Origin of the sequence: Acuticoccus sediminis, from assembly GCF_003258595.1 — a bacterium.
In the GTDB taxonomy this organism is placed as follows: domain Bacteria; phylum Pseudomonadota; class Alphaproteobacteria; order Rhizobiales; family Amorphaceae; genus Acuticoccus; species Acuticoccus sediminis.
This window is the reverse complement of sequence record NZ_QHHQ01000002.1, coordinates 296609-317806: the sequence shown is the minus strand read 5'-3', so window position 1 is coordinate 317806 and position 21198 is coordinate 296609. Positions and strand designations below refer to the sequence as shown.

At 71.8% G+C, this 21198-nt stretch carries 18 protein-coding genes; 6 read left to right on the top strand and 12 right to left on the bottom strand.

Going from position 1 to position 21198, the window contains the following annotated elements; all coding sequences use genetic code 11:
* Nucleotides 1-57 precede the first annotated feature (57 nt).
* The 10 genes from DLJ53_RS09610 to DLJ53_RS09565 form a co-directional block, all read right to left on the bottom strand.
* A complete protein-coding gene (locus DLJ53_RS09610; RefSeq protein ID WP_111344670.1) occupies nucleotides 58-1227 on the bottom strand; it encodes a VWA domain-containing protein in 1170 nt (389 codons plus the stop codon).
* Nucleotides 1217-3496 (bottom strand): DUF5682 family protein, encoded by a 2280-nt coding sequence (locus DLJ53_RS09605; RefSeq protein ID WP_111344668.1) that lies wholly within the window; start codon nucleotides 3494-3496, stop codon nucleotides 1217-1219. The genes DLJ53_RS09610 and DLJ53_RS09605 overlap by 11 nt, the downstream gene beginning before the upstream one ends.
* 1 nt (nucleotide 3497) lies before the next feature.
* Entirely contained in the window at nucleotides 3498-4577 is a 1080-nt protein-coding gene (locus DLJ53_RS09600; protein ID WP_202913091.1) for an ATP-binding protein, read from the bottom strand.
* Complete coding sequence (locus DLJ53_RS09595; RefSeq protein ID WP_111344666.1) at nucleotides 4574-5944, bottom strand: DUF5691 domain-containing protein; 1371 nt, start codon at nucleotides 5942-5944, stop codon at nucleotides 4574-4576. Before DLJ53_RS09595 ends, DLJ53_RS09600 begins: the two co-directional genes overlap by 4 nt.
* The gene (locus DLJ53_RS09590) at nucleotides 5937-7307 is read right to left on the bottom strand and encodes an SWIM zinc finger family protein (RefSeq protein WP_111344664.1); all 1371 of its coding nucleotides are present in this window, start codon (nucleotides 7305-7307) and stop codon (nucleotides 5937-5939) included. The genes DLJ53_RS09595 and DLJ53_RS09590 overlap by 8 nt, the downstream gene beginning before the upstream one ends.
* A 295-nt stretch (nucleotides 7308-7602) precedes the next feature.
* Nucleotides 7603-8211 (bottom strand): DNA-3-methyladenine glycosylase I, encoded by a 609-nt coding sequence (locus DLJ53_RS09585; RefSeq protein WP_111344662.1) that lies wholly within the window; start codon nucleotides 8209-8211, stop codon nucleotides 7603-7605.
* A gap of 3 nt (nucleotides 8212-8214) precedes the next feature.
* On the bottom strand, nucleotides 8215-8502 hold the full coding sequence (locus DLJ53_RS09580; protein ID WP_111344660.1) for a YciI family protein: 288 nt from the start codon (nucleotides 8500-8502) through the stop codon (nucleotides 8215-8217).
* A gap of 11 nt (nucleotides 8503-8513) precedes the next feature.
* On the bottom strand, nucleotides 8514-9092 hold the full coding sequence (locus tag DLJ53_RS09575) for a TetR/AcrR family transcriptional regulator (RefSeq protein WP_111344658.1): 579 nt from the start codon (nucleotides 9090-9092) through the stop codon (nucleotides 8514-8516).
* A 275-nt stretch (nucleotides 9093-9367) separates the two neighbouring features.
* On the bottom strand, nucleotides 9368-10612 hold the full coding sequence (locus DLJ53_RS09570) for an RNA polymerase sigma factor (RefSeq protein ID WP_111344656.1): 1245 nt from the start codon (nucleotides 10610-10612) through the stop codon (nucleotides 9368-9370).
* Between the two features lie 27 nt (nucleotides 10613-10639).
* Nucleotides 10640-11077 carry a YciI family protein gene (locus DLJ53_RS09565; RefSeq protein WP_111344654.1) on the bottom strand — a complete coding sequence of 146 codons (438 nt, stop codon included), beginning with the start codon at nucleotides 11075-11077 and terminating at the stop codon, nucleotides 10640-10642.
* Nucleotides 11078-11351: 274 nt separating this feature from the next.
* On the opposite strand from DLJ53_RS09565, the gene DLJ53_RS09560 reads away from it, so the two are divergent.
* The 6 genes from DLJ53_RS09560 (at nucleotide 11352) to DLJ53_RS09535 (ending at nucleotide 18514) form a co-directional block, all read left to right on the top strand.
* The gene (locus tag DLJ53_RS09560) at nucleotides 11352-12326 is read left to right on the top strand and encodes an ABC transporter substrate-binding protein (protein ID WP_111344652.1); all 975 of its coding nucleotides are present in this window, start codon (nucleotides 11352-11354) and stop codon (nucleotides 12324-12326) included.
* Nucleotides 12323-13342 (top strand): ABC transporter substrate-binding protein, encoded by a 1020-nt coding sequence (locus DLJ53_RS09555; RefSeq protein WP_111344650.1) that lies wholly within the window; start codon nucleotides 12323-12325, stop codon nucleotides 13340-13342. The genes DLJ53_RS09560 and DLJ53_RS09555 overlap by 4 nt, the downstream gene beginning before the upstream one ends.
* Nucleotides 13343-13420: 78 nt before the next feature.
* Nucleotides 13421-15928 (top strand): ATP-binding protein, encoded by a 2508-nt coding sequence (locus DLJ53_RS09550; protein WP_162409047.1) that lies wholly within the window; start codon nucleotides 13421-13423, stop codon nucleotides 15926-15928.
* Nucleotides 15925-16314: a response regulator gene (locus DLJ53_RS09545; RefSeq protein ID WP_111344647.1), complete on the top strand. Its 390-nt coding sequence runs from the start codon at nucleotides 15925-15927 to the stop codon at nucleotides 16312-16314. Before DLJ53_RS09550 ends, DLJ53_RS09545 begins: the two co-directional genes overlap by 4 nt.
* Nucleotides 16311-17543 (top strand): adenylate/guanylate cyclase domain-containing protein, encoded by a 1233-nt coding sequence (locus tag DLJ53_RS09540; RefSeq protein ID WP_111344645.1) that lies wholly within the window; start codon nucleotides 16311-16313, stop codon nucleotides 17541-17543. The genes DLJ53_RS09545 and DLJ53_RS09540 overlap by 4 nt, the downstream gene beginning before the upstream one ends.
* 140 nt (nucleotides 17544-17683) lie before the next feature.
* Nucleotides 17684-18514 carry a bile acid:sodium symporter family protein gene (locus DLJ53_RS09535; RefSeq protein WP_111344643.1) on the top strand — a complete coding sequence of 277 codons (831 nt, stop codon included), beginning with the start codon at nucleotides 17684-17686 and terminating at the stop codon, nucleotides 18512-18514.
* Nucleotides 18515-18546: 32 nt separating this feature from the next.
* Here the strand turns inward: DLJ53_RS09535 and DLJ53_RS09530 are convergent, their stop codons facing one another.
* Together DLJ53_RS09530 and DLJ53_RS09525 are read right to left on the bottom strand one after the other, a co-directional pair.
* A complete protein-coding gene (locus DLJ53_RS09530; protein ID WP_111344641.1) occupies nucleotides 18547-18951 on the bottom strand; it encodes a DUF302 domain-containing protein in 405 nt (134 codons plus the stop codon).
* Nucleotides 18952-18954: 3 nt separating this feature from the next.
* Nucleotides 18955-20880 carry a DUF3604 domain-containing protein gene (locus DLJ53_RS09525; RefSeq protein ID WP_111346189.1) on the bottom strand — a complete coding sequence of 642 codons (1926 nt, stop codon included), beginning with the start codon at nucleotides 20878-20880 and terminating at the stop codon, nucleotides 18955-18957.
* Nucleotides 20881-21198: the final 318 nt, after the last annotated feature.

The window sequence follows — 21198 nt, the reverse complement described above, 5'->3', positions numbered from 1 at the left end:
ACGGACCTGGCGGCGATGCGGGGCAACGGCTGGCCCGCAGTGACCGTACGGCGGCGGTCATGATTCTTCGGCGGGCGGGTCCTCGGGACGGACGGCCTTGATGTCCTCGCCGGCGGCCCAGGCGAGGACGTCCTCGCGCCGCAACGCCGCCGCCATCAACGACGGGAACTGGTCCGGCGTGCAGGCGAAGACGGGGATGCCGTAGCCGGCGACGATCCCGGCGAGGCGCGCATCGTACGCGGGGCGGCCCTGGTCGGAGAGTGCGAGCAGCACGATCACGTTGACGCCGATCGACTTGAGGCGGCGGATCCGGGCGACGAGCGACAGGCTGTCGCCGCCTTCGTGGAGGTCGGTGATCATGACGAGGTGCGCCTTCGCCGGACGCTCGATCCGCTCCTCGCAATAGGCGACCGCCTGGTTGATGTCCGTCCCGCCGCCGAGCTGAACGCCGAACAGGACCTCCACCGGGTCCGCGAGGTCATCGGTCAGGTCGAGGACGGAGGTGTCGAAGCAGACGAGCCGCGTGGAGACCACAGGCAGCGAGGCCATCACCGCGGCGAAGATCGACGCGTAGACCACGGAGGCCGCCATCGACCCCGACTGGTCGACGCACAGGATCACCTCGTCGAGGTCGACGATGCGCCGCTGGCGTCGCATGAAGCCGACGAGCCGCTCCGGTACGACCGTGCCGTAGGCCGGCTGGTACTGGGCGAGGTTCGCGCGGATCGTGCGCGGCCAGTCGATGTCGGCGAAGCGCGGGCGCGTGGTGCGCCGCGAGCGGTCGACGGCACCGCGCAGGGCCTCGGCTGTGCGCCGCTCCAGCCGCTCCATCAGCTCCGCGACGACCTTGGCGATGACCTGTCGCGCGGTGTCCCGGGTCTTCTCCGGCATCACGCCGCGCAGCGACATGAGGTCGGCGACGAGGTTCACGTCCGCCTCCACCGCCTGCAGGAATTCGGGCTGCAGGAGCATCTCCTTCAGCCCCATCCGCTCGAACGCGTCCTTCTGGACGACCTGGACGACGCTTGCCGGGAAGAACTCGCGGATGTCGCCCAGCCACCGCGCGACCGAGGGGGCGGAGCGTTTGAGGCCGCCGCGGCGCGCGCCCTCGTCGTCCGGATTGTAGAGGGCGGTTAGGGCTCTGGAGAGGCGGACGTCGGGGGCATCGAGCCCCTCGTCGTCGCCGCCGAGGGCGAGCTTCCAGCGCCGCTCGCGTTCATCGGCCATCGGGAGCGCCTTTCTTCAGGAGCGCGGTCAGCATCGCGTGGTGTGCCGGCCAGCGCGTCTCCGCGTCCGTCGCGGGGCGAAGGCCGCGGAGGCCCGATCCGCCGGCGCCGAAGAGAACGTCCATCAGGCGCCGCCGCTCGGTCCGGTCGAGGCGGCCGAAGACGCGGCGGAAGAGGGGGAGGTGCGCGGTGAACGCCTCGGCCTCGAGCGCCGTCAGCCAGCCGTCGACGCACGCCCTGAGGTCGGCATCGAAAAGGAGGCGCTGGCCGGCGCCCTCGAAGAAGCCGGCGAAGTAGGCGGCGGCGTCGGCGATGGGCGTGCCCGGCGAGAGCATGCGCGCGACGTGCGCGACCGCGTCCTCCGACGACATCGCCTCCGACTCATAGAGGAGCCGCGTCGCGAGGCCGGCGACGAGGCGGCTCGCGGCGGCCGAGGCGCTGACGGTGGCGAGGGCCGCGTTCCAGTCGGCGAGGGCGTCGGAGCCGAGGAGACGGACGGCGCCGTCCGCCGCCTCGACGGCGGCGCGCATGGCGGCGGCCGCCTCCGCATCGAGATTGCGCACGGCGTAGCCGAGCGCGAGCGCCGCCTGCACGGCGATCTTGTCGAACAGCGCGGCGAGTTGGTCCGTCGCGGTGGCGCGGGCCTTGCCGTAGCGCACGACGTCGGCGAGCGGCGGCAGGGCGGCGAGCATCTCGAGGCCGTCGCCGGTCACGCCGGCCCGCTCGCCGATGAGCGCGATGCCGCGGGCGCTGGCGTCCGGGAGCTGGGCGGTCATCGCCTGGAGGACCAGTTCCGCGAGGCGTCCGAGGTCGTGGGCCTCGCCCATCTGCGCGGCGAGCCGTCCGGCGGCCGCCTTCTCGATCGTCGGACCGTAGACGAGGTTCTCCACCAGGGCGACGGCGTGTTCCGGCTCCCAGCGCAGCACCCAGCGCTCGCGGAACGTGCCGCGGCTGCGGCCGGGGTCCTGCAGCTCGCCCCACCCGACGCCGAGCGCGTCCAGCCGGTGCAGGAGGGTCGAACGGAAGAGGCCGGACTCCGAACGCAGGTCCAGCGACAGCTCGCGGTCCAGCGCCTCGGGCTTCAGCCGTGCCGTCTTCTGCTGCCGGGCGAGATCGTCGAGCAGCGGCGCGAGCGGCACGTCGTCGGGGATCGAACCGACCTCCGTGCCGACGAGGAGCGGGTCGGCGATGGTGGACCAGAGCGCCGTCTGGCCGCCCATGAGGCAGGCGACGGTGGCCTCGCGCAGCTCCTCGAACCCCGGCTGCGGCTTGCCGCGCAGGGCCGACAGCGCCACCGCCAGCCGCTCCGCCTCGATCAGCGAGGCGGTGGAGACGAGGTGCCCGGCCGACCGCAGCGCCCAGGCGGTCCGGGCGAGCCAGCGCGTCGCGATCTCGCCGCGCGGCGACTCCCAGAGGTGGCGGCACCAGCCCGGCGCGACGACGCCCGCGCCGTAGCCGCTCGCGACGGCAAGCCGGGGCGACGTCCAGGGGGCCCATGTGGCGGCGATCCTGCGCCTGGGAGCGCCCTTCAGCAGCGCGCGGTCGTCCTTGGCAGCGTGCCAGGTCCTCAGTGCCGGGACGTGCCACGCGCCGCAGACCACCGCGACGGGCCCGTCCGACGCCTTCACCGCGCTGGCGATCTCGAGGCGCATGTGGGCCTCGCGTCGGGCCTCGAAGCGGTCGGGCGGCGGGCCGTCCCCGCGCAGCGCGGTCATGGCGTCCGCGACCGCCTCGAAGATCTCGCCGGGCTCCGGGTTCTCCTCGATGACGTCGCGCCAGAAGCTCTCGCCGTCCTCGTAGCCGGCGGCCCGGGCGAGGAGGCCGATGGGGTCGCGCTCGGCCTCGTCGACCGCGGCGTCCGGGGCCGCCTCGTCCCCGGCGCTCGCCTCGTCCGGTTCGGCTCCGGCGTCAGCCTTGCCCGGCTCGGCCGGGGCGTGCCGCCACGCGACGGGGAGGTCGATGAACCGCACCGGGACGCCGGCCGCGACCGCCCACCGCGCCGCCTGGTATTCCGGCGAGAAGACCGCGAACGGCCAGAACGACGCGGCGCCCGGATCGTCGGCCGGGTAGGCGAGGAGGGCCACCGGCGGGACCATCGCCTCGCTGGCCAGCATCGGCAGGAGCGGCGTCAGGTCGCTGGGCCCCTCGATGAGGACGACCGTCGGACGCAGCGCGTCCAACGCCTCGACGAGGCGCCGGGCCGAGCCCGGCCCGTGGTGACGGATGCCGAAGTAGGCGGCGCCGCGATCGGACCAGAGGTCGGTCTGCACCCTAGAGCAGCTCGGTCAGCGTCGCGTAGTAGTCGGCGTAGTCGCGGCGCTGGCGGAGCACCGTCTCGAGGTATTCGGCGAGCACCGCGCGGTCCTGCACTGGATCCTTGACGACGGCGCCGAGGACGTTCGGGGCGAGCCCCTCGGCGGACAGGATGCCGTCGTTGAAGAACGCCGCGTGGGAGAGGCCCCCGATCATCACCGCGATCGCCTCGGCGGTGGAGAGCGTGCTGCTCGGGGTCTTCAGCGTCGTCTTGCCGTCGAGGGTCTCGCCGCCGCGCAGCTCGCGGAAGATGGAGAGCACCCGCGCAACCTCCTCGGCGACGTTCTTCGGCGCGGGCAGCTCCAGAGCGGTGGCGCTCTCGGCGACGCGCCTGGCCACGATGGCGATCTCCTGCTCCATGTCGTTCGGGAGCGGCAGGACCACCACGTTGAAGCGCCGCTTCAGCGCCGCCGAGAGGTCGTTGACGCCCTTGTCCCGGTCGTTCGCCGTCGCGATCACGTTGAAGCCGCGCGTCGCGTAGACGGAGGTGTTGAGCTCGGGGATCGGCAGCATCTTCTCCGACAGGACGGTGATCAGCGTGTCCTGCACGTCGCTGCCCATGCGTGTCAGCTCCTCGAGGCGGCAGAGCTTGCCGTTCTCCATGGCGCGCAGGAGCGGCGTCGGAACGAGCGCCTCGCGGCTCGGGCCGTGGGCGAGGAGCCGGGCGTAGTTCCAGCCGTAGCGCACCTGGTTCTCGTCGGTGCCGGCGGTGCACTGGATGAGCAGCGTGGAATCGCCGCTGATCGCCGCCGCCAGGTGCTCGGAGACCCAGGACTTCGCGGTGCCCGGCACACCGAGGAGCAGGAGCGCGCGGTCGGTCGCGAGCGTCGCGACGGCCGTCTCGATGATGCGCCGGTCGCCGACATACTTCGCGCCGATCTCGGTCCCGTCCGCCGTCCGCCCGCCCATGAGGTAGGTGACGACGGCCTGGGGCGAGAGCATCCACCCGGTGGGCCTCGGCCTGTCGTCGGATGCCTTCAGGGCCGCGAGCTCGTCGGCGGTGGTGACCTCGGCGGGTCGCCTCAGGATATCGCTCAAGGGTCTCTCCGGGGCAGTCGGGCGTTGAACGCCAAGAGGGCGAGGCTGGGGTCGGACGGCGACAGGCTGGCGTCGGTGAAGGCGAGGACGAGGCGCCGCGCCGCGTCCTGGTCGGCGAGAAGGCCGAGAGGAAGTAGCCCGGTCGCGAGGCGGATGGACGCGGCCTGTGCGGCCTTGGGGTCCATGAGATCCTTGGCCGACTGGATGAGCTGCGCGATCTCCGGCGCCCGCCGCAGCGTTCCGGCCGGTACGGAGCCGAAATCCGCGCGGCAGACCTCTGCCGCGACGTCGAGGCCACCCGCCGCGAGCAGCGCCGGGAGGAGGGCGCTGCGCGCATCGTCGCCGAGACGGTCGAACAGCGGCGCGAGCAGGCGCGGCGCGGTCGCTGCGAGCGCCCGTTCGGCGAGCGCGGCGACGCTCGCGTGATCGCCGGTGCGCGCGACAGTGGCGATGAAGTCGACCGCCGTGTCGTCGATCACGAAGGCGTCGACGAGCTCGGCCACACCGAGGCCGAGCGCCTTCGCGAAGCCGGTGAGCGTTACGCGCTCCGCGAGGCCCCAGCGGCGCTGGCGCTGGGCGGACGTCTTCAGTGTCCGGGACCGCACGAGGACGCGCCGGTCGCGCGTCTCCACCGCGTAGAACGCGGCGAGCTCGCCGGCCGCCTCGCCATCGGATACGGCGCCGAGCCGGGCGAGCAGCGTCTCGGCCACCGTCCGCACCTTGCCCGACCGGTCGGAAAGGAAGGCCTCGAGGGCCGGCTTGTCCTCGGCGCGGAGGCCCGTCTCGAGGATCGAGACGAGGGCGAGACGCCCGTCCGCGGCCTCCTTGCCGGCGTGCGCGGTGACGAGCCGCCGCGCTTCGGCCGGGTCGGAGCGGCGCAGCGCCGCCAGCGCGGCACGCCGTTCGGCGGGGGGCACGTCGTCCCACGTCGCATCGGTCAGCGCATCGGCCGGTGCGGTGGTGCCAGCGCTCCAGGCGCGCCAGGGAGCGTAGACCGCGGGGACGCCAGGGTCGCCCTCGGCGGGCATCAGGTCAGCCGGATGGACGCTGTAGCCCCGGTTCGCCAGCAAAGTGAGGATCGCGCCGCGCTCCGGCGACCTGATCCCCTTCGCCGAGACCAGCCGGCGGAACGCGCCGCGCAGGCCGTCCGGCAGCGTCGGCAGGGTCAGGCGCGGCAGCGGCGGCGACGCGGCGAGCCCGGTCGGCGCGGCGGGACGGAAGGCCACGGCCTCGGCCTGGCAGGCAATGGCGAGGAGGGTCGCGTCCCCGTCGCCGCCGTCCCAGCCGGCGGGCGCGGCGGCGGCGGCCGAGCCGCCCACCATCCAGCGTGCCTTCATGGCGTCGAGTGCGGCGGCGAGATCATCCATCGAGCGCGATCCGGCCCCAGTCCGTCTGCGCGGCGAGGAGCGTGAGGCGGCCCGCGTCCCATACCCCGGCCGCGGCGGCGAGCGCCATGCCGCGGACGGCCGGCGGCGGCGGATCGGCGAGCGGCAGGGCGGCGCCTCCGTCGGCGCTCTGCCACCAGAACGCTTTGCCGCCGGCGAGGAGACGGCCGGGCGGCAGCAGCAGCGGGACGCGCGTCAGCCACGGCGCGGCATCGTTCGCAGCCGCGACGGCCGCGAGCGGATCCGGGGCGGCGGGCGTGGCCGGCCAGTCGGCATCGCCCGCGAGGGGCGTGCGGTCGGCGATAAGCGCCCTGAGCGGCACACGGGCCGGGTAGAACGCGAGCTCACCCTCGAACCGGTCCCCGTTCGAGAACGCCGAGCCGCGGCGGCCAGCCGACGCCGGGAAGAAGTCGAGGAGCACGGAGAAGCGTGGCCCTTCGCCGAGGTTGAGGAGCCAGCTCTCCTGCATCACCATCCCGTCGCGGCGGGTGGAGATGCGCTCGCCCAGCACCTCCCACGCGGCCCGCACGCGCAAGGTCCCGGCCGCCTCCAGCACCGACTCGCGCGTCTCGGCCGTGGAGACGAGCCGGCGCAGCTCCGGGTCCTCGGGTGCGGCGCGGAAGGCGTGGGCGAGGATGACGACCTTGCCGAGCTCGGCGACCGCCGCGTCGAGCCGCTCCTCGACCGGTCGGAGGAGGAGGCGGGCGGGAATCTCGTCGATGCGGCCGGCGAGCGCGGCGGCCTTGCCGTCGACCATCCGCGCGGCGATGGCGCGGCAGCGGTCCGGCGCGTCCTCGATGAAGGCGCCGAGGCCGGTGCGGAGCTGATCGGCGATCCAGCCCTCGACGTCATCGATCGCTTGGAAGAGGGCGGCGCGGGTCTCGCCGGCGCGCTTCTCCGCCGCCGCGATGCGGCGCGCCTCGGCCTTCGGGTCGGCGGCCGCCGCGTCCGGCTCCAGAGAGGCGGCAGCGAGGCTCTTGCCGCCGCCGGATGTGACGGCAGCCGGTCCGGCCCTGCGGCGGCGGCCGAGCCATTCGGCCACCCACTCCGGCGTGACGGCCGGCTGGAAGAGCGCCGGATCGTCGACGAACATCCACATCAGCGCCAGAACGTGCTTGCAGGGGAACTTGCGCGAGGGGCAGGTGCACTTGTAGCCGAGCGTCGCCGCATCGACGACCGTACGGTACGGGTTGGCGCCGGAACCCTGGCACTCGCCCCACACCAGCGCGCGGTCATCGGCCCTCTCGCGGACGGGCCATTTGGCGGGCTTCATTTGCCCGCGCGCCGCCGTCAGCGCCTTCTGGTCGGGGGCGAGGGAGGCGATTGCGTCGTGCGTCAGCAGCATGGCGCGACGGACCCTCTCCACACGCCGCCCGGGCGCCCGGTGCACGCGTCCCCGGAAGACCCGGCGGTCCGGCATGTCCGGTCCCGGCTGGCGCGGCCACGCAAGCGCGCGACCGCCCCGGGCGGACCGCCGTCGGAGGCGCGGCGCCGTTGGCGCGGTGGGGACGGACCTTCGCACTCGGAACACACCGCACCGTCTTCGGCGCCTTCCTCTGACCGGTCAAGGGGACCGCCGAGGCATCCCCGGGCTTCGCCGCGAGGGGACACGGCCGGCCGTCGCCGGTCGCCGCGCCCGGTCAGGCGGGGCGCACGAACGCCGCTCTCGCCGCCTCGACCGCGGCGCGCGCCGAGCAGTCGGCGGTGTGGTCGTCGACGAGGCCCATCGCCTGCATGAAGGCGTAGACGGTGGTCGGGCCGACGAATGCCCAGCCACGCCTCTTGAGGTCCTTGGCCATGGCGATGGATGCGGCGGACACCGAGGCGGTCTGCGGTTCTGCGAGGTCCTCCGCGCGCGGCTCGAACCGCCAGACGTAGGCGGCGAAGCTCCCCTCGGCGGCGACCAGCTCGCGGCAGCGGCGCGCGTTGTTGATCACCGCCGCGATCTTGCCGCGATGGCGCACGATGCCCTCGTCGGCGAGAAGCCGCGCGATGTCTTCCTCGCCGTATCCGGCGATCCGCTCGGCATCGAAGCCGTCGAACGCGGCGCGGAAGTTCTCGCGCTTGGCGAGGATGGTCCGCCAGCTCAGGCCCGACTGGAAGCTCTCCAGGCACAGCTTCTCGAAGAGGCGCCGGTCCTCGCCGACGGGGAAGCCCCACTCGGTGTCGTGGTAGGCGAGGAACTCCGGCGCGGCGCCGCTCCAGCGGCAGCGCGGGGCCCCGTCCGGTCCGATGAACGGGTCGGCCACCGGTCAGGCCTTCAGGAAAGCGAGGCGGTCGTCCGTGCGTCCCGGGGCGACGCCGATGATCTCGGCGCTCACGATCCCCTCGGCCACGAACGGATCCTCCCCGACCCGCGCCTCGAGCGCGGCGCGGTCGACATTGTGGGCGAGGACCACACCGCCGGCCTGCGGCTCGATCGTGCCGGTCATGAGGAAGATTCCGTCCTCGAACCCGCGGGCGATCCAGGCCTTGTGGGCGTCCAGGTGGTCGGGAGCGCTCGCCTTGTTCGCGGCGAACTTCAGGGTGATCAGGTACATCGAAGTAACCTTCAGTTCCTCGGTGTGTCGGGGCATCGGGTGTCGAGCCAGCGCTCCATGCCGGCGACCTCGCGGTCGACGAAGGCCTCGTCGCGGAAGGCCGTGGCGAGGGCCGCGACGCCCTGGCTGCGCATCAGGACGTGGAGGGCGAGGCCGTCCGCGTCCGGCTCGCCGAGCTCGGCGAACTGGCGGCGCAGGAAGTCGCGGAAGAGGGTGAAGACCGCCGCCGCCTTGTCGCGCGACGCGTGGTCGAGCTTGGCGAGTTCGCTGCTCAGCGTCCCGACCGGACAGCCATGGCTCATGATCTTCGCGCGGTTGGCAATGAGGATGCGGACGAAGCTCATGATGCGGGCCTTCGGCGTCTCCGCGCCAGCCTGCCAGGCGTTGAGCATGGCACGGGTGACCGCGAGGCGCCGGTCGATCACGGCGTCGAGGATCTCGTCCTTCGTCTTGAAATGATAGTAGAAATTGCCGCGCGACAGGCCGACGACGGACGCGATGTCGGCGAACGAGGTGGTGTCGAACCCCTGCTCGTAGAACAGCCGGTCGGCGGCTTCGACGATCTGCTCGCGTGTGTCCTGCGCCGGCATATGCGCTCCCCTCCGGTTCGCCGAAACCGTCTAGGTCAGTTGTCCAAATTATTAGGTCAAGTGACCTACGAGGTCAAGCGTCCTACGCGATCGGAAGGCGGAGTTCCGAGTGCGTCGATGACCTCTTCCCCAGGTCCGCCGTTCAATGTCGGCAACCGTGTCGCGAGCGCCGACGGGGTTGGCGTCGGGACGACCGCCGGTTCGGGCCGGGCATCTCGGCGTCCCGTTCGGCAGGCCGCACCGGCGGGGTCCCGCGGCGCGCCTCCCGCCGGAGATCAGGGCTTGATGTCGAGCCTGTCGATGTAGGTGCGGATCTGGGTGGCCTCGGCGGCGCTCGTGGCGAGGCCGAGGCTCCGCCGATAGGCATCGCGTGCGTCCGCGTCCCGGCCGAGGCGTTCGAGCAGGTGGCCGCGCACGGCGTGGTAATAGAAGTAGTTCGCCAGCGCCTCCGCCAGCGGCTCGATCCGGGCGAGTGCCTCCTGCGGCCCGCGCACCCGCGAGACGGCGACCGCGTGGTTCAGCGCCACCACAGGTGTCGGCTGCATCTCGGCGAGGAAGGCGTAGAGCTGCTCGATCTGGCCCCAGTCGGTCTGCGCGAACGTCGTCGCGCGTCCGTGGAGCGCCGCGATGGCCGCCTGCAGCTGATAGGGGCCCGGCCGTCGCATGCGGAAGGCGCGGTCGGTGAGCGCGGTGCCCTCGGCGATGGCCGCGGCATCCCACAGCCTGCGGTCCTGGTCCTCGAGCAGGACGACACCGCCGTTGCCGTCGAACCGTGCGGCCGTGCGGGAATGCTGGAGCAGCATCAGGGCGACGAGACCGGTCACTTCCGCCTCGTCCGGGAACAGCGCCAGCAGCAGCCGGCCGAGCCGGATCGCCTCGGCGCACAGGCAGTGCTTGCGCTTCGCCTCACGCGCCGAGGCGGCGTAACCCTCGTTGAAGATGAGGTAGATCATCGCCGAGACAGCCGTCAGCCGTTCGGCGCGAACGAGGGGCGAGGGGGTCTCGAAGCGCACGTCCGCCTGGCCGATCGTGCGCTTCGCCCGGGTGATCCGCTGCTCCATCGCCGATTCGCTGACGAGGAAGGCCCGCGCGATCTCGTTGACGGTGAGCCCGGACACGACGCGCAGCGCCAGCGCGACCTGCTGCGTGCGCGGCAGGTCGCGGTGGCAGCATATGAAGAGGAGACGCAGGATGTCGTCGCCGTAGACGGCGTCGTCCATGGCATCGACCCGCGCCTGCTCCTCGTCCTCCTCCGTCGGGGCGATCTCCTCCGGCAGGCTGGTCTCGCGGGCGGCCCGCCGCACGCCGTCGATGCAGGCGTTGCGGCCGACGGCGAGAAGCCACGCCGTCGGGTCGCGCGGCGGCCCCTGCTCCGGCCAGCGCGCGAGCGCCTTCAGGCAGGCGTCCTGGAAGGCCTCCTCCGCCAGCTCGACGCTGCCGAAGCGCCGCAGCAGCGCGGCGACCACGCGAGGACGCGCCACCGCGACGGCGGCCTCGATCCAGTTCAGGTCCTGGGTCATGACCTCGCCGCCACCGCCGCCGGGCGCCTACATGAACTTGCCGTGCTTCGCTTCCGCCGCCGCGCCGACCCGCCTGGCCTGCTCGTCGATCTCGGGCGTCGACAGCTCGGCGAAGTCCGCCATCGTGTAGAACGGGCGGATCTCGAGGTCGGAATCCGTGAGTTGCGGGTTGGGACAGCGCTTCGCCCACGCGACGGCCTCTTCCATCGACTCCACCTCCCAGATCCAGAAGCCGGCGACCAACTCCTTGGTCTCGGCGAACGGCCCGTCGACGACGGTCCTGTCGTCACCGGCGAAGTGGATGCGCACGCCCTGGGACGTCGGCTTCAGCCCCTCGCCCGCGACGAGGATGCCCGCCTTCGTCAGCTCCTCGTTGTAGTTCATCATCGCTTCGAGCAGCCCCGGCGGCGGCATCACGCCCGCTTCGCTGTTCTCGTCCGCCTTTACCAGCACCATCACTCGCATGGCTCGTCTCCTTTTGTAGCCGTACCGTCCCAGGACGAACGGCGGTGCCGCAATCCGACATCGCCGCCGAAATTTTTTCCGGTCCGTTGCCGCGACCGCGATGGGCGGGTTCGCGACCGGTGGCCGGCCCGTCGCACCGGTGTCGGACATTGCCCTTCGCGGGCGGCCGGGAACAGGGTCGAGGCGCCGCGACGCATGCGGGCGCCAATCGCTGAACGCTTGCCTTTCTTGAGGATCCGATCAACCTTAGGGAGCACAACAGCGCAGGGCCACCATGCGGCGCATCGGCGTCCTCCTCGCCCTCGGCCTTCTGGCCATGCCGCCGGCATTCGCCGGAGAGCCGGCCGCGAGCCTTCCTGTTGCCGGCTTTCTCCGCTCGACGCCGTCCGCCCCCTTCGCGAACATCGTGGCCGCCTTCGTCGAGGGCCTCGCCAGCCGGGGCTATGTCGACGGCAAATCCGTCCGGATTGAGTACCGCTGGGCCGATGGCGATGTCGGGCGGCTCCCGGCGCTCGCCGCCGAGCTGGCCGCGTCCGGGGCCGGCGTGATCGTCGGCAACAGTCTCGCGATCGAGGCCGCCCGCGCGGCGACGGGGACGGTGCCTCTGGTCTTCGTCGCGGCCGACGATCCGGTCCGAACCGGCCTCGCGCCGGACTTCGCGCGGCCGGGCGGGATGACGACCGGTGTGACGTTCTTCGGCGGCAGCCAGCTCGGCGGCAAGCGCCTCGACCTTTTGCACGGGATCGCTCCCGGCGCCCGGCGGGTCGCGGTGATGATCGACGAGCGTTACCCACCGGCCGAGGCCGAGCTTCCCGCACTGGAGCCGGTGGCGGCCTCCCTCGGGATCGAGCTCGTGGTGGTGCGTCCTGACGGCGACGACTTCGACGCCGCGTTCGAGGCCGTCGCGCAATCCGGGGCGGCGGCGCTCCTCGTCTCCGGCAGCCCGTTCTTCACCAGCCAGTCCAGACGCCTCGTCACTCTCGCCGCCGCGGCGCGCCTGCCGGCGATCTACGATCAGCGCAGCTTCGTGGAGGCGGGCGGCCTCGCGAGCTACGGAGCAAGCTTTACCGAGGCGTACCGGCAGGCCGGTATCTACGCCGGGCGGATCCTCGGCGGGGAGAGGCCCGGCGACCTGCCGGTCGTACGCCCGACCGCGGTGGAGCTCGTCGTGAGCCTCCCGGTCGCGAAATCGCTCGGCCTCGAGCTCTCGCCGGTGGTGGTCGGACAGGCGGACGAGGTGATCGAATGACCGCCGCCGGACACTGCCATCCCGGCGGCGCTGCCGCGCGGGGCCGGCCGAGCCGGCGTGACGTCCTCGCTCTCCTCGCGCTGCTCGCCGCGGCGCCCCGTGCGGCCGCGAAGGACAGGCCGGTCGTCGCCATGCTGGGCCTCGCGAGCGAGGAAGCGGACAGCGCCTTTCTGGAGCGATTCCGCTCGGGCCTCGCCGCCAACGGCGTCGTCGAGGGCGAGACGATCGTGCTGGAGCACCGCCATGCGTCCGGCGACATGACCCTCGCCGGACGTCAGATCGCCGAGCTGGTCGCCCTCGGAGCCGACGTGTTCGTCGTGCCCGGGCCCGCGGCCGCGCGTCTCGTCAAGTCGATGACGGGCGTCCCGGTGGTGTCCGGCGGGCTGCCGCTCGCCGATCCCTTCCTGTTCGAGAGCCTCGGCCGGCCCGGCGGGACGGTGTCGGGCCTGTCGAGCTTCGGCGAGGACCTCGCCGCCAAGCGGATCGAGGTGATCCGCGAGGCTCTGCCCGACCTCCGGCTGCTCGGCGTCATGCACAACGTGACCGACCCGGTCTACAGCGACTGGGGGGAAAAGAGCGAGGAGGCCGCCCGCGCGGCGGGCCTCGCGACGATGCGGCTTCCCCTCGAGAGCGGCTCGCCGGCGGAGGTCGACGGGCTGCTCGGCGGCTTCAAGGCTAGCGGCGGCGACGTGGTGCTCGTCATCCGCGACTTCCTCACTCACACCAATCGGCTCCACATCTGCGAGGCGGCGGCGCGGCTCGGCCTCCCGCTGGTGTCGGAGCACCCGATCTTCGTCGAGGCCGGCGCGCTGATGGCCTATAGCGAGGACGTCGACGCGGCGATGACGCACATCGCGTCGTTCGTGGTGCGCATCCTCGACGGCACGCCGGCCGGCGAGATCCCGATCGAGCTGCCGACGCGGTTCAGGCTCTACCTCAATCTCGCCACGGCGGACCGGCTCGGGATCGTCTTCCCACCCTCGCTGATCGCGCGCGCCGACAGTGTGCTGGAATGACCGTGCCCCCGCCGCCCGTCGCGACGCTGCGCCAGCGACCTCCACCGTCCGCCCGGGCCGATGCGTGAGGCCCGGGAGGTGACCGTCGCGACCATCGAGCGGGCCGGGGCCGGCGCAGCCGAGCCGGCGAGGGCGAAGCGGCGCCACATCCCGCTCGCGGCCAAGCTCGCGGCGGCCACCGTCGGGCTGGTGGCGACGCTCCTCGTCGTCAACGCGGCGGTCGCCACCTGGCTCGCCTATTCCGAAGCCCGCCGCAACACGCTGGAGCTGCAGGAGGAGAAGGCGGAGGCGGCGACCGCGCGCATCAACGGCTTCATCTCGGAGATCGTCAACCAGATCGGCTGGACCACGCGCGCCGAGTGGCGCAGCATCCCGTCCGAGCAGCAGCGCTACGACTTCATCCGCCTGCTGCGCCAGGTTCCCGCCATCACCGAGCTGCACTACGTCGACGGCGCCGGGATCCAGCAGCTCAAGGTCTCCCGTCTCGAGCCGGACGAGGTCGGCCCCGGCCCGGACCTCTCCGCCGACCCTCGGGTGATGGGGGCGGAGGCGAGCGGCGAGTGGTTCGGCCCGGTGACCTTCCGGCACGGGTCCGAGCCCTACATGGCGATCGCGGTGCGCCATGCGGGGCGGAACCCCGGCGTCACCATCGCCGAGGTCAATCTCAAGCTGATCGCGGACGTGGTCACCGAGATCGACGTCGGCGGCGGGGGCTACGCCTACGTCGTGGGGCCAGCCGGGCGCCTCGTCAGCCACCCGGACATGAGCCTCGTCCTGCGCGACACGGACATGAGCACGCTGCCGCAGGTCAGGGCCGTGTTCGCGGACGGCGCGACGTCGATGCTCGGGCGGGACCTCGCGGGCCGCGAGGTGCTGACAGCCGCGGCGCTGATCCCGCGCCTCGGCTGGGCGGTGTTCGTGGAATCGCCCGCCGCGACGGCGCTGAGGTCGGTCTACGTGATGCTGACCCGTGCCGGGTTGCTCCTCCTCGTGGGCCTCCTCGCGGCGGTGGTGCTGGGGACGGTTCTCGCCCGGCGCCTGACGGTGCCGCTGCGCCGGCTGGAGGCGGGCGCCGAACGGCTCGGCGCCGGCGACCTCTCCGAGCGCATCGACGTCGGGACGAGCGACGAGTTCGCGACGCTCGCCGAACGGTTCAACACCATGGCGAGCAGCATTCAGGAGGCGCAGGAGACGCTGGAGGGCAAGGTCCGCGCCCGCACCCACGACCTCGACGAGGCGCTACGCTTCCAGAAGGCGTCCGCCGACGTGCTCGACGTGATCGGCCGCTCGCCGGATGAGGTGCAGCCCGCCCTCGATGCGATCGTCGAGACGGCCTGCACGCTCTGCCGCGCCGACGTCGCCGCGATCCGCGTGGTCGACGGGGACGGGCTGCGCCTCGTGGCCGCCAGCCTGGAGCGCACCGGCGTCGCGGAACACGACCTGATCCCGATCGGCGACGCCTCCCTCGCGGGTCGCGCGATCCTGCGGGGGGCGACCGTCCACGTCGCCGACCTCGCGGCGGACCCGTCCTACCCCTTCGTCCGGACGATCGGCCCGAACGCGATGCGCACCGGCTTCGCGGTCCCGCTCGTCGACGGCAAGCGCGTCGTCGGGGTCATCGTGCTGCTGCGCTTCGCCCCCGAGCCGTTCACCGCCCGCGAGGTGGCGATCGTCGAGAGCTTTGCCGACCACGCGGTGATCGCCATGGCGAACGGGCGCCTGTTCGCCGCCCTCAGCGAGCGGACCGAGGCATTGTCGCGCTCCCTCGACGAGCTGCGGGCGGCGCAGGACCGCCTCGTGCAGACCGAAAAGCTCGCCTCGCTCGGTCAGCTCACCGCCGGCATCGCCCACGAGATCAAGAACCCGCTCAACTTCATCAATAACTTCTCGGTGCTCTCCGCCGACCTCTTCGCCGAGCTGATGGAGCGTCTCGCGGAGGCCGGCCTCGACGACGGCGCCCTCGCCGACGTCGCCGAGCTGACCGACCTCATCCGGGCCAACCTCGACAAGATCGCCGCCCATGGCACGCGGGCCGACTCGATCGTGCGCAACATGCTGCTGCACTCGCGCACCGGGACGGGCGAGCGCGGCCCGGTCGCCGTCAACGCCCTGGTGGACGAGACGCTGAACCTGGCCTGGCACGGCGCCCGCGCCAGCGACCCCGGCTTCCAGGTGGAGATCGTCCGCGACCTCGACCCCGGGGCCGGGACCGTCGAGGGGTTCGCGCAGGAGCTCTCGCGCGTCCTCCTCAATCTCGTCTCGAATGCCTTCGACGCGGTGCGCGACCGGGCCGCTGCCGCGGAGCCGGACTACCGGCCGACCCTGACGGTCACCACGCGCGGCACCGGCCCGGCGGTCGAGATCGTCGTGCGCGACAACGGCGGCGGGATCGCGCCGGACGTGCGCGAGCGGATGTTCGAGCCCTTCTTCACGACGAAACCCGCCGGGAAGGGAACCGGCCTCGGCCTGTCGCTCAGCCACGACATCGTCGTGAAGCAGCACGGCGGGACCATCGAGGTGACCGGCGACGACGGGGCGGAATTCCGCATCCGTCTGCCACGAAGCGCGAAGGAGGGCGTTGTATGACCCTGATGGTCCTGGTCGTCGACGACGAGGTGGACGTCGAGCCGCTGTTCCGGCAGCGTTTCCGCCGGGACGTGCGGGCCGGCCGCTTCGACCTCGCCTTCGCCCGCTCCGGCGAGGAGGCCCTTGCGGTGATCGAGGACGCCACCGAGGTCACCCTCGTCCTCATCTTCACCGACGTGAACATGCCGGGGATGAGCGGGCTGGAGCTGTTGCCGCGGGCCCGCGCCGCGCGGCCGGACGTCCCGGTCATCATCGTCACGGCCTACGGCGACGCCGCGACCGAGCACGACGCGTTCGACAAGGGTGCCGCCGGCTTCCTTGTCAAACCCATCGACTTCGCCCTCGTCGCGCAGGAGATCGACAAGAGCCTCGAGGTCCTGAGGTGACGACGACCATCCTCGTCGTGGACGACGAGCCCGACTTCGAGGCGCTGATCCTCCAGCGTTTCCGCCGGTCCGTGCGGGACGAGACGTTCGCCTTCCTGTTCGCGCGGGACGGCGTGGAGGCGCTGGAGGTGCTCGCGGCCAACCCGCACGTCGACCTCGTCCTGTCGGACATCAACATGCCGCGGATGGACGGGCTGACCTTGCTGGAGCGCCTCGCCGCGCTGGACCAGCGGGTGTTCACGGTCATCGTCTCGGCCTACGGCGACATGGCCAACATCAGGACCGCGATGAACCGCGGCGCGTTCGACTTCCTGACGAAGCCGCTGGACTTCAGCGATCTCGAGCGGACCATCGAGAAGACGATGCGGCACACGCGCCTGTTCCGCGAGGCCGAGGAGCGGCAGCGGAGCGCCGAGCAGGCGAGCGCGGCGCTGTCACGCTACTTCTCGCCCAACATCGCCGAGCGGCTTGCCGCAGCGGCCGACACGCTCGACGCCGGCGAGCGGCGGGAGATCACCGCCGTCTTCACCGACATCACCGGGTTCACGCCGCTGGTGGAGGTGGTCGAGCCGGCGGTGCTCGCGCAGCTCCTCAATGCCTACGTCTCGGGCATGACGGCGTGCGTCTTCGACCATCAGGGCACGGTGGCGAAGATCGTCGGCGACGCGCTGCACATCCTGTTCGGCGCGCCCGCCGACCAGGGCGACCACGCCGCCCGTGCCATCGCCTGCGCCCGCGACCTCGATACGCTGGCGCAGGAGTTCTGCACGGTCTGGCAGGAGCGGGGCGTCGCGCTGGGGCCAACCCGGATCGGCGTCCACTCGGGCCCGGCGCTCGTCGGCTCATTCGGCGGCGGCCGGTTCTTCGACTACACGGCGTACGGCGAGACGATCAACATCGCCGCCCGGCTCGAGGCCGCCAACAAGGCGTTCGGCACCCGCGTGCTCGTCACCGCCGCGACGGCGAGCGCCGCGCCGGACTTTCACGGCCGCCCGGTGGGGGACCTGCAGTTGAGGGGATGCCGCGGGCCGATGCGCGTCTTCGAACTGTCGAGCCGGGACGACGGCGACGACTACCGCGCCGCCTTCGACAGGCTGGAACGCGGCGACCCCGACGCGGTGGCGGCGTTCGCGGTCGTCTTCGGCAGCCATCCCGACGACCCGCTCGCCAGCTTCCACCTGAAGCGCCTGCTGAACGGGGGCGGCGGGACGACCATCGTCGTGGGGTGACGGCGCCGCGCCGCTGCTGTCGCACGTCGGAGCGGGCATAGGTTTCCCGCCAGTGTGACGTCCTGCGCGGGATTCGCTCTAGGCGCGGGAAGGCTCCGCAGGCATCGTGATGCCGGCGGTTCGATAATGGGGAGGGCGACATGACGGCGATGCTGCTGGTCGGGCTCAAGCTGTCCGTCGCGGCGCTCATCCTGGCGATCGGGCTGAGCTCGACCTGGGCCGACCTCACCTACCTCTGGCGCAGGCCATGGCAGCTCCTGCGGGCGCTGTTCGCGATGTACGTCGCGATCCCGGTGACGGCCTTCTTCGTGCTGAAGGCGCTGCCGCTGCCGCGGGCCGTGGAGGTCGCGATCCTGGTGCTGGCGGTCTCCGCCGGCGCGCCGCTGCTGCCGCGCAAGCTCATGAAGGTGGGGCACGACTCCTACATGCTGAGCCTTGTCGCGACGTCGTCGATCGTCGCGGTCGTCGCCGTGCCCCTGTGGCTCGACGTGCTGAAGCCGGTCTACGGGCTCAGCGTCGAGCTGACGGCGCTGAACGTGGCGGGGGTCATCGCCGGCTCGTTCGTCGGACCGCTGATCGTCGGCATGCTGGTGCGGTGGCGCTTTCCGGAGACGGGTGCCCGTCTCGGCGACCGCTTCCTGACGATCGCGTCGATCGCGCTCGCGCTCTTCGCGCTCCTGCTTCTCGTGTTGCACGGGCGGACGCTGCTGGAGCTCGGATGGCCGTCGCTCGTCGCACTGGTCGCCCTGACGTTCGCCGCGCTCGGGATCGGCCACCTGCTCGGCGGACCGGCGGAGAACGACCGAACGGCGCTGGCCATCGCCTGCGCCACCCGGCACGTCGGGATCGCGATGGTCGTCGCCTCGACGGTGCCGGGACCGCGCACGGCGGTCCTCGTCACGGCGTACGTCCTCGCCGCCGCCCTGGTCTCGTTCCCCTACCTGAAGGCCCGGACCCGGACGCCGGCCTGAAGCCGGAGGCGGAGGACCGGACAGGAGGACCGTCAGGCGGCGCCAAGGGCGTCGGCGACGCGGCCCAGCCTGGCGCCGGCGTCCCTGGCCAGCTCGGCGATCTCCGGCGTCGTGGCGAGGTCGCCCATTGCCATCATCTGTCCCGCGTCGACGATCCGGACCAGCGCGCCCGCGCCCTGCTCCTCGACGACGACGTTGCAGGGCAGCAGCAGGCCGACCTCCGGCCGCGCCGTCACGGCCGTGCGCGCCAGCCTCGGATTGCAGGCGCCGAGGATCGTGTAGCGCCGGAACGCCTCGCCCAGCTTCTCGGCGAAGGCCTTGTCGAGGTCGATGCGCGAGATGACGCCGAACCCCTCCCGGGCGAGCGCCGCGACGACCGTCTCGACCGCCTCGTCGAAGGGGCGGTCGAGGGTCACTGTGATGCCGATGTCAGCCATCGTTCAACTCACAGGCGAATACCAGATCGGGGAGGTGTAGGCGCGTTCGGTCACGGTCATCGGCACCTCCGGCGCGAACGATGCGTCCTTGAAATAGGCCGCGTCGTATGCGGTCCAGCGCGGCGTCGGGATCTCGATCACGCGGGCGTAGTAGAACGCCTTGAGGGCGGGGTCGAAGTCCGGGTCGGTCCAGACCGTGATGAGTTCCGGCGCGCCGATCGTGTTGGTCCAGGTGGCGCGCCCGACGTCGACTGTGTCGCCCACCAGCGGAACCTTGCCGTCGGCGCCCGGAGTGCGGTCGCCGGACCACACGACGTCGTAGACCTTCTCCTGCATTCCGCCCTCGGCATCGACCCAGCCCTTGATGACCTGGATGCGGTCGAGATTGCCCGACAGCGGGTCCTTCAGCGCGGCCACGAGGAAGGTCGGCGCCTTCGCGGCGTCCGGTGCCGGGGGCAGGTCCGCCCCCATAGGCACGCCCTTGCCGTAGCCGACCGGTCCGGGATTGCGCCCCAGCGCGTCGTCCGGCACGAAGTTCCACCCGCCGAAGAAGCGCACGAAGATGCGCGGACCGGTCGTCCCGTAGACCTCCTTGCGCTTCATCGCGTCCCAGATCGAGGCGCGCGTGTTCTCCGCGGCCCAGACCGCGGTGAGGCCCGAGGCGCCGAGCTGCCAGTCCTTGATGGTGCGGCCCTCGAAGTCGAACGCGTTGGCGGTGGAGCGCTCGGGCCCCGGCTCGCTCGCCGGGAACTTGCCGAAGAAGTTGTTCTCCTCGGCCGAGGAGATGCCGGTGTGGTCGTCGGTCGAGCCGAGGAGGCCGAACTTGAAGGGGTTGGTGCCGAGCTCGCCCTCCAGCTTGAGGCCGCGTTTCAGCGCCTCGCGTGCGTACTCGTACTGGATCATGCCGGGCGTCTTGGGCACCACGTTGAGGTTGCCCTTGTCCCAGATCTCGAAGTTCGCGAACTCGTCCGACGGTGCCAGCGAGGGGTGCTGCTCCGAGGTCCCCTTGCTCTGCGTCACCTCGTAGAGCGGCTCGAAGCGGGCTCGCATCGCTGCCCACTCGGCGTCGATCGGCTTGCCGTCCGGGGTCTCGGTCGCGAACATCAGGCCGTTGGAGAGATTGCCGTTGTGCGGCACGGCGAGGACGCGCCCGCCGGTGGTCTCCTCGAAGTTGGCCATCCAGTCCCAAAGCTTGTTCGGGATCTCGGTGTCGAAGGTCGTGAGGGGGCGCACCCGGTCGGCGATGGCCTTGCCGTCCCGGTAGATGACGTTGCGGTGCAGGTTGTTGCCGCCGCCGTAGTTGGACGTCCACTCGTAGCCGATGATGGCGGAGAAGCGCCCGGGTTCGTCATGGCCCTCGACGATCTCGGTCATCTTGCGCCACATGTCGAACTGCGTGTCCTTGTCGGTCACGGCCTTGGGCAACTTGCCCTGTCCCTGCAGGGTGATCATCTCGATCACCACGGCGCTGGCCGCCGCGCCGCCTTCCTTCATGCCGTCGTGCCAGCGCTTCAGGACCGGATCGGCGAGGAGCGCCGGTTCGCCGTCGTAGACGTTCGTGATCACGCCGAGCGAGTCGGAGTGATCGGCGACGACCATCCAGTCGTAGGGGCGCGAGAGTCTGACCGGCTGCCCGGTCGAGGAGACGATCTGCTCGCCCTTGGCGTAACGAAGCGCCTCGTCCGGACCCACCCGCGTGCCGGCGGCGAACGCGTCCGGCGACCAGGAGGTGTGGAGGTGCTGTTCGCCCCAGAGCGGCCGCGACGGAAAGCTGCGTCCGGCGTAGGGGGAATATCCCGGCTGGTTGAAAAATCGCTCGATCTGGGCCGGGTTGATCGTCCCGGCGTCGGTGGTGACCTGCGCGGCCAGGGGGCCGGACAGGACCGTTCCGGTCAGAGCGAGGGCAAGACGTGTGAGGCGTTGCGACATCTCGATGCCTTCCAAAATCAGACCGGTCCTTCAAATGGATGAGGTCTCGCAGCCTCGGTCCGGCCCTGAATTGAAATTCGGTCTCTCGAACATTAGCACACGCGGGACACTATTGTGCGCCTTGTTGCGTCCACGTGGGCCGAAACGCAGGCCCGCACGGCTCTTCTACCAGCATCATACTGTCGAGCCTGCGACCCGGTGCTTTGATCTATCGCAATCTCGCAGCGACTAAGGTCCGGGACATCGGCCGAGCCCGCCGGCGCGGTCGTGGCCGCGGATGGGAGGCGGCGACCTGTCCCATCAGTTTGGCATTAGACT